This is a genomic window from Desulfofustis glycolicus DSM 9705, from assembly GCF_900130015.1.
Classification (GTDB): domain Bacteria; phylum Desulfobacterota; class Desulfobulbia; order Desulfobulbales; family Desulfocapsaceae; genus Desulfofustis; species Desulfofustis glycolicus.
Genome location: NZ_FQXS01000061.1, coordinates 1 through 5,808, shown reverse-complemented (window position 1 = coordinate 5,808; position 5,808 = coordinate 1). Strand labels below are relative to the sequence as shown.

The window sequence follows — 5,808 nt, the reverse complement described above, 5'->3', positions numbered from 1 at the left end:
TCTCCCCTCAACCACCACCGGCTTTTTCCGGGGGCGATTGGGGACGATCTGCTTGGTGACCGGATCAACCCGCCCGATGCAGGTTCGCTTCGCCCGGGATTGTTGCTTTTCCTTGTCCCAGTAGGAAGTCGATTCGTAGGCGTAGGTGACGCCGGTCTTTTTGTTGGTTTGGTACACGATGGTGGCCATGGGCAATCCTCCTTTCCTCGTTACAATTATGCGCTGTAACGAGGATAAGAGCAAGAAGAATCGCCTTAAATTATCATATTTTTAAGTGGTTATTTAGTTTCATCGTTACAATTTTCCGGGAACTCAGGTTATCAGTGTCAGCTTCTTAACCCTCATCACCGGGTATGTTGATATTCATCATATCTGGAAATAGTCGGCAATTTTCCACTGCATTGTTCCTCTCTTTGTTGTCGCTTTCTCATGTTTCAACTTCTTGATGCCATCTAATGCTTTTGTTATATGATTTACCTATCCGTAAAAAAAGATTTATCAATATATAATATTTGACATTACGTGCATTTATCTATTATGAATGCGTTCTAGGAAAAATATTGAAAATTTCGTAAGTTTTTTAAATACGTTACATTTCATGAGCCCATGATATGAATTCAGGTGGTAAAAAATATTTTGCAGGTATCGATGCGGGTTCCCGTACCACCAAAGTAGTTTTGTTGAACGGCGACTCCTCCTTTGTTAGCGCGATTCGGCCAACCGGTTTAAATGTAGGGGAAACTGCAGAAAAAGTATTGGCCGAAGCACTGGTTGCCGCCTCCGCTCAGACCCATGACATTCAGAGAATAGTAGGTACCGGTTATGGACGCGTATCACTCTCGTGTGCCGATACGACTGTGACAGAACTTTCCTGCCATGCTCTAGGAGCGAATTGCATCAGCCCGGATATTCGGATGGTCATCGATATAGGCGGCCAGGATAGCAAAGTGATTCATCTTGACCAAGACGGTAACATGGTTGATTTCATTATGAATGATAAATGTGCCGCCGGGACCGGAAAATTTCTGGAGATGGTGGCACGCACTCTGGAGATGGATATGGATAACTTATCTGACATTCACTTCAAAGGAGAGCGACCTTGCCAGATTAATTCGATGTGTGTTGTATTTGTTGAATCGGAAATCATTTCACTTATTGCCCGTGGTGAATCCGCAGCGGACATCGTTTCAGGTGTAAACCACGCATTTGCAAACCGTATCGGCAATATGGCTAAGCGACTTGGCTTGAAACAGCAGTGTGTGCTCACCGGCGGTGTTGCAAAAAACAGGGGCCTTAAAGATGCGCTTACTATGTATCTCAGGACTTCATTGACGCCTCTGGGTATCGACCCTCAACTTAACGGGGCTCTCGGGGCAGCCGTTCTGGCACAACGATTGTCTCACTAAATGGTGTTAATATGGTACTTGCCGTAACTGAAACAATACAGGATGTTCATAACGACTTTGCCCTTTCTTTAGAGATGGCAAAGGAGGGTGGCCAAAAGGTGGTGGGCTGTCTATGCTCCTACTCACCGACAGAACTCATCCTTGCCGCCGGAGCAATTCCGGTCGGTCTCTGCGGTTCGACTCAAGAGCCTATAACCAAAGCAGAAGAGATTCTAAGCCCGGACCAATGCCCCAAGGTCAAGGCGACCTACGGCAGAGCAGTTGCAGGTACCTGCCCTATCTTTCCGCTTGCTGACTGTGTGATTGCAGAGACCACCTGTGACGGACGAAAAAAAATGTACGAGCTTCTTGAGCGGGAAGTGCCCATGTCCATTATGGACCTGCCACAAAAACCCGAAACTCCTGCAGCCTTGAATCACTGGATAGAGGAGGTCCGTCAGACCAAATCGTTTCTCGAACAGCAACTTGGCGTAACCATCACCGACGACGACCTCCGTAGCGCCATTGTAATGGGTAATAAGCGGCGCAAACTGATCACTGATCTCTACTATTGCAGGATACATAATCCCGGACCAATCAATGGGCTTGAGTTCATCAACACCATGTCAAAATTACAGTACTACACTGATTTTGATCAGCATATCGCGACCCTTGAGAAATTTTATTCAGAGCTGCAGCAGCTTATCGAGGAAAAACACTACGCCCACTCCGCTGACCAGCCGCGCATCTTATGGACGGGGCTTGGTAACAGCCTCGGCTGTTCAAAAGTTCTCGAACTTGTTGAAGAATGCGGTGGAGTTGTCGTCTGCCAGGAAGGTTGCGGTGGCTTAACTCGCTCTGAAGATCAGATTGTTTTAGGTGAAAATGAAGACCCAATCGTTGCAATTGCCAAACGCTATCTCAGGGTTACCTGTGCCTGCATGACGCCAAACAGCCAGCGATTTGATGATCTTGAGCGTTTGTGTAGGGAATTTAAAATCGACGGAGTTATTGACCTGGCCTGGCAATTCTGCCAACCCTTTGAGATAGAGTCATACCGAGTTAAGGAACTGGTAAAAGATAAACTTGGTCTTCCTTTTCTGCATGTCGTAACCGACTACTCACAATCAGACACCGAACAGCTTCGTATTCGCGTGGAAGGATTTATGGAACGGATTGCCACGAGGAAAAAATATGCTGATAGACGCCTGTAATATCAGGAAAGTATTCAACGGCAGAAAAGACAAACAGGAGACCGTGGCGATTTCCGATCTCTCCCTAGGGATAGAGCGAAACGAGTTTGTCGCCATTGTCGGTCCTAGTGGTTGTGGCAAGTCAACTTTTCTGTTGATGGTTGCAGGCCTTGAAAAACCTTCAGCGGGGACACTTACCATTGAAGGGCTTCCAATAAAGGGTCCGGGTGTACATCGCTCGATTGTTTTTCAGGAATATCTATTGTTCCCCTGGAGGACGGTTGAAGGCAATATCGAATTCGGACCACGAATGAGGAAAGTCTCAAAAGACGACTGCCGGGCGGGCAGCCGGGATCTCATTGAACTTATGGGGCTGAAGGGGTTCGAGGATTGTTATCCCCATGAGCTCTCGGGTGGTATGCGGCAACGGGTGGCCATCGCGCGGGCCCTTGCAAATAAACCTGAAGTATTACTTATGGACGAGCCGTTCGGTGCACTGGACGCACTGACCAGAGAAAGTATGCAGCTGGAATTACAAAATATCTGGTTAAAAACTCGTTGTACCGTCCTCTTTGTAACCCATTCAATTTCAGAGGCTGTATTTCTTGCTGACCGAGTAGTGGTAATGAGTAAAAGACCGGGCATCATCAAGGAAGAAATACTGATCGATCTTGAACGTCCCCGAACAAGAGAGATGCACACGACAAAAGAATTCAGGGACTATGAAGCACATCTGGAAGGAATTGTCTGGGAAGAGGTGAATTGAGATATGGGGCAGTTCAAATATCGTAAATTTGTGTCACCGATACTGGTCCTGTTGATCTGGCAGGGTATTTCAGCATACGGCATCGTACCGAACTGGTTTCTGCCGATTCCAACTGAAGTTTTAAAAACCTTGGTAGGCATGATGATGTCCGGTGAAGTTCCACACCATACCCTAATCAGCCTTGGACGTGCCGTATCAGGTTACCTGCTCGCGGCGGTAGTAGGCATCGCACTTGGACTGCTCATTGCTTGGTCCACCCTTATAGAAGATTTTTTTGATCCGTTAATCGAGCTTATACGGCCACTCTCAACATTTGCACTGATTCCCATTTTCTTTCTCTGGTTCGGGATCGGTAATACCTCAAAGATTCTAATTATTTTTAAGTCCTGTTTTTTCCCCATCGTCATCAACACAATTGCAGGAATTAAAGGGGTTGATAGCAAACTCATCATGGCCGCCCAGTCTCTTGGTGCTAACGGCTTTCAATTATGGACGAGGGTATTGCTTCCTTCTGCCCTGCCGATGATTATTACCGGCCTGCGGATCTCAACGGCAATTGCGATGATGGCGCTTGTTGGTGTGGAAATGCTGTCATCTGATTCCGGACTTGGGTTTTTGGTAATTGATGCTCAGAGGACCTTTGATACAGAACGTGTTTTCGCAGGAATTGGAATTCTTTCTATACTCGGATTTTCTCTGGACAAATTGGCCAGATATATCCAGTCAAAAGTCTTAGCATGGCATTCAGAAACGTCGCTAGGCGGCGGTATGTAATATAAATGATAATGTTTAAAAGGAGAAAATAGTAATGTTTTGCAGAAAAACACGAAAAGTGATTGCACTGCTGGTTGCAACTCTTTTCATCAGTGTGCCGACAGTGGTACTTGCAACAGAGAGTTCAACAGAACTTCCTACGGTGAAAATAGTTTACTGGCGTTCCATTGATGATTTGCCTCTTTATGTGGGGGTAGAGAAGGGTTATTTCAAGGAGGCCGGTGTAAATGTTGAGTTGGAGTACATAAAAGGTGAGCCAAACGTTCTTGCTGCTGTACTGCGGGGTGATGTGAGCGCAGGCGTCATCTCTCTTGCGTCTCTTATTAAGCTGGCTGAAAAAAAGGTGCCAGTAAAAGTGGTTATATGGATGGGCCATGCCCATGAGAAGACCAAATGTGGCATTCATGTTGGTGGCCAGACAAAATATAAAACACTTCAGGATGTGAAAGGGATGCGGCTTGCCACTTCCGGCAGCATCAATTCCAAAACCATGTTGACTCATGCCTTGGCAAAAGGCGGGTATACCATTAAGGATATTCACCCATTATGGGGGGGAGATCCGGACAACCCTATGCAGTATGAAGCGGCTCTACGTTCAGGGGGGGTGGACGCTTTTATTGTTTGAGACCCTTTAGCAGCCATGCTGGAATCGCATGGAGCAAGTCGTATCCTCGCCTCTTTTCATGATATCGTTCCCAACTGGATTTTTGCAGGATTATATTTCTCTGATGATTACCTCAAAGAAAACCCAGAGCTTACCCAGAAGGTGCTGAACGGTATGGTTAAATCTTTCGAATTCATCAGGACGAATGAGGAGGAGGCACGTAAGTTTTTACCAAAATACACAAAAGTGGAAGAGGATCTCTGCATGATTGCGGCCCTCAGGGAGTATTCACCAATTGAACCAATGGATCATATACTGACCCAAAAACAGTTGATGGTCGATTATGGTTTCATTAAAAATGAAGCTCCCATTGAAAAAATGATCGATTATAGTTTTCTTCCGCAGGAACTAAAAACACTTGGACATTCATCGGTGGAGGATAAACAATGAAAAGGACACAGTTTATCCTGACTGCTATCTGTGCGGCTTGTCTACTGCTAACCTCTCTATCTTCAGTTGCACAGTCAGAATCGAGGTTTACCCAGGGTTTTCGAGGTATTGTCTGGGGCACTCATAAGGATCAGCTTCCGGATCTAGGGCTGAGTAAGAAGGCCCTGAAAAATATCTATGAGAGTGGTCCTGCCTCAGTACTGTTTATGGAAGGAAAAGGTAATCTCGATCTACATTTCGATACTGTTCCGTTGCTCTCAGTTTTTATGCATTTTAACGACCAGCACTTCACCGCAGTTGATATGCTCTTTAAACCAGAAGACAGGGAAGAGGTCATCTCGATTGTTACCTCGGAAACAGGAGCGGCAACATCTGAAAATGATGGAGAGAAACAATGGCAGACAAAGGAAATTAGCATCACCATAACGGATCGGGAACTGATGGTAACAACCCCAAAAGAGTAACGTCATTTGTAGGTGCAGAATGATGGATTCAGATAATGGGATTTCTATCATTTTTTAATTCTCTTGGAGAAAACAAGGTAACCGTCAAATTAACCCCATCTGGTCAACGGGCCTGAGACATGGTCATGTATGCCGAAAATTTTCTGGAGGCATGCATCGTGGATCAAAAAGC

Annotated in this window: 7 protein-coding genes and 1 pseudogene; 7 read left to right on the top strand and 1 reads right to left on the bottom strand. The window is 45.8% G+C overall.

The genetic code is table 11. From position 1 onward, the window contains the following. Positions 1–189, bottom strand: a pseudogene (locus BUC26_RS22090) (IS1634 family transposase); the annotation flags it as partial. Between the two features lie 422 nt (positions 190–611). On the opposite strand from BUC26_RS22090, the gene BUC26_RS22085 reads away from it, so the two are divergent. The 7 genes from BUC26_RS22085 to BUC26_RS22055 are packed head-to-tail and all read left to right on the top strand — an operon-like array spanning position 612 to position 5,636. Further along, positions 612–1,406: an acyl-CoA dehydratase activase gene (locus BUC26_RS22085; RefSeq protein WP_073379541.1), complete on the top strand. Its 795-nt coding sequence runs from the start codon at positions 612–614 to the stop codon at positions 1,404–1,406. A gap of 11 nt (positions 1,407–1,417) precedes the next feature. After that, complete coding sequence (locus tag BUC26_RS23265; RefSeq protein ID WP_073379539.1) at positions 1,418–2,599, top strand: double-cubane-cluster-containing anaerobic reductase; 1,182 nt, start codon at positions 1,418–1,420, stop codon at positions 2,597–2,599. Continuing rightward, positions 2,580–3,344 (top strand): ABC transporter ATP-binding protein, encoded by a 765-nt coding sequence (locus BUC26_RS23260; protein WP_073379538.1) that lies wholly within the window; start codon positions 2,580–2,582, stop codon positions 3,342–3,344. The genes BUC26_RS23265 and BUC26_RS23260 overlap by 20 nt, the downstream gene beginning before the upstream one ends. Positions 3,345–3,347: 3 nt before the next feature. Next, positions 3,348–4,118 carry an ABC transporter permease gene (locus tag BUC26_RS22070; RefSeq protein WP_073379536.1) on the top strand — a complete coding sequence of 257 codons (771 nt, stop codon included), beginning with the start codon at positions 3,348–3,350 and terminating at the stop codon, positions 4,116–4,118. A 34-nt stretch (positions 4,119–4,152) separates the two neighbouring features. Beyond that, positions 4,153–4,743 carry an ABC transporter substrate-binding protein gene (locus BUC26_RS22065; protein WP_073379534.1) on the top strand — a complete coding sequence of 197 codons (591 nt, stop codon included), beginning with the start codon at positions 4,153–4,155 and terminating at the stop codon, positions 4,741–4,743. A 15-nt stretch (positions 4,744–4,758) separates the two neighbouring features. Continuing rightward, positions 4,759–5,172 carry an ABC transporter substrate-binding protein gene (locus tag BUC26_RS22060; protein ID WP_073379532.1) on the top strand — a complete coding sequence of 138 codons (414 nt, stop codon included), beginning with the start codon at positions 4,759–4,761 and terminating at the stop codon, positions 5,170–5,172. After that, entirely contained in the window at positions 5,169–5,636 is a 468-nt protein-coding gene (locus tag BUC26_RS22055; protein ID WP_073379530.1) for a hypothetical protein, read from the top strand. The genes BUC26_RS22060 and BUC26_RS22055 overlap by 4 nt, the downstream gene beginning before the upstream one ends. Positions 5,637–5,808: the final 172 nt, after the last annotated feature.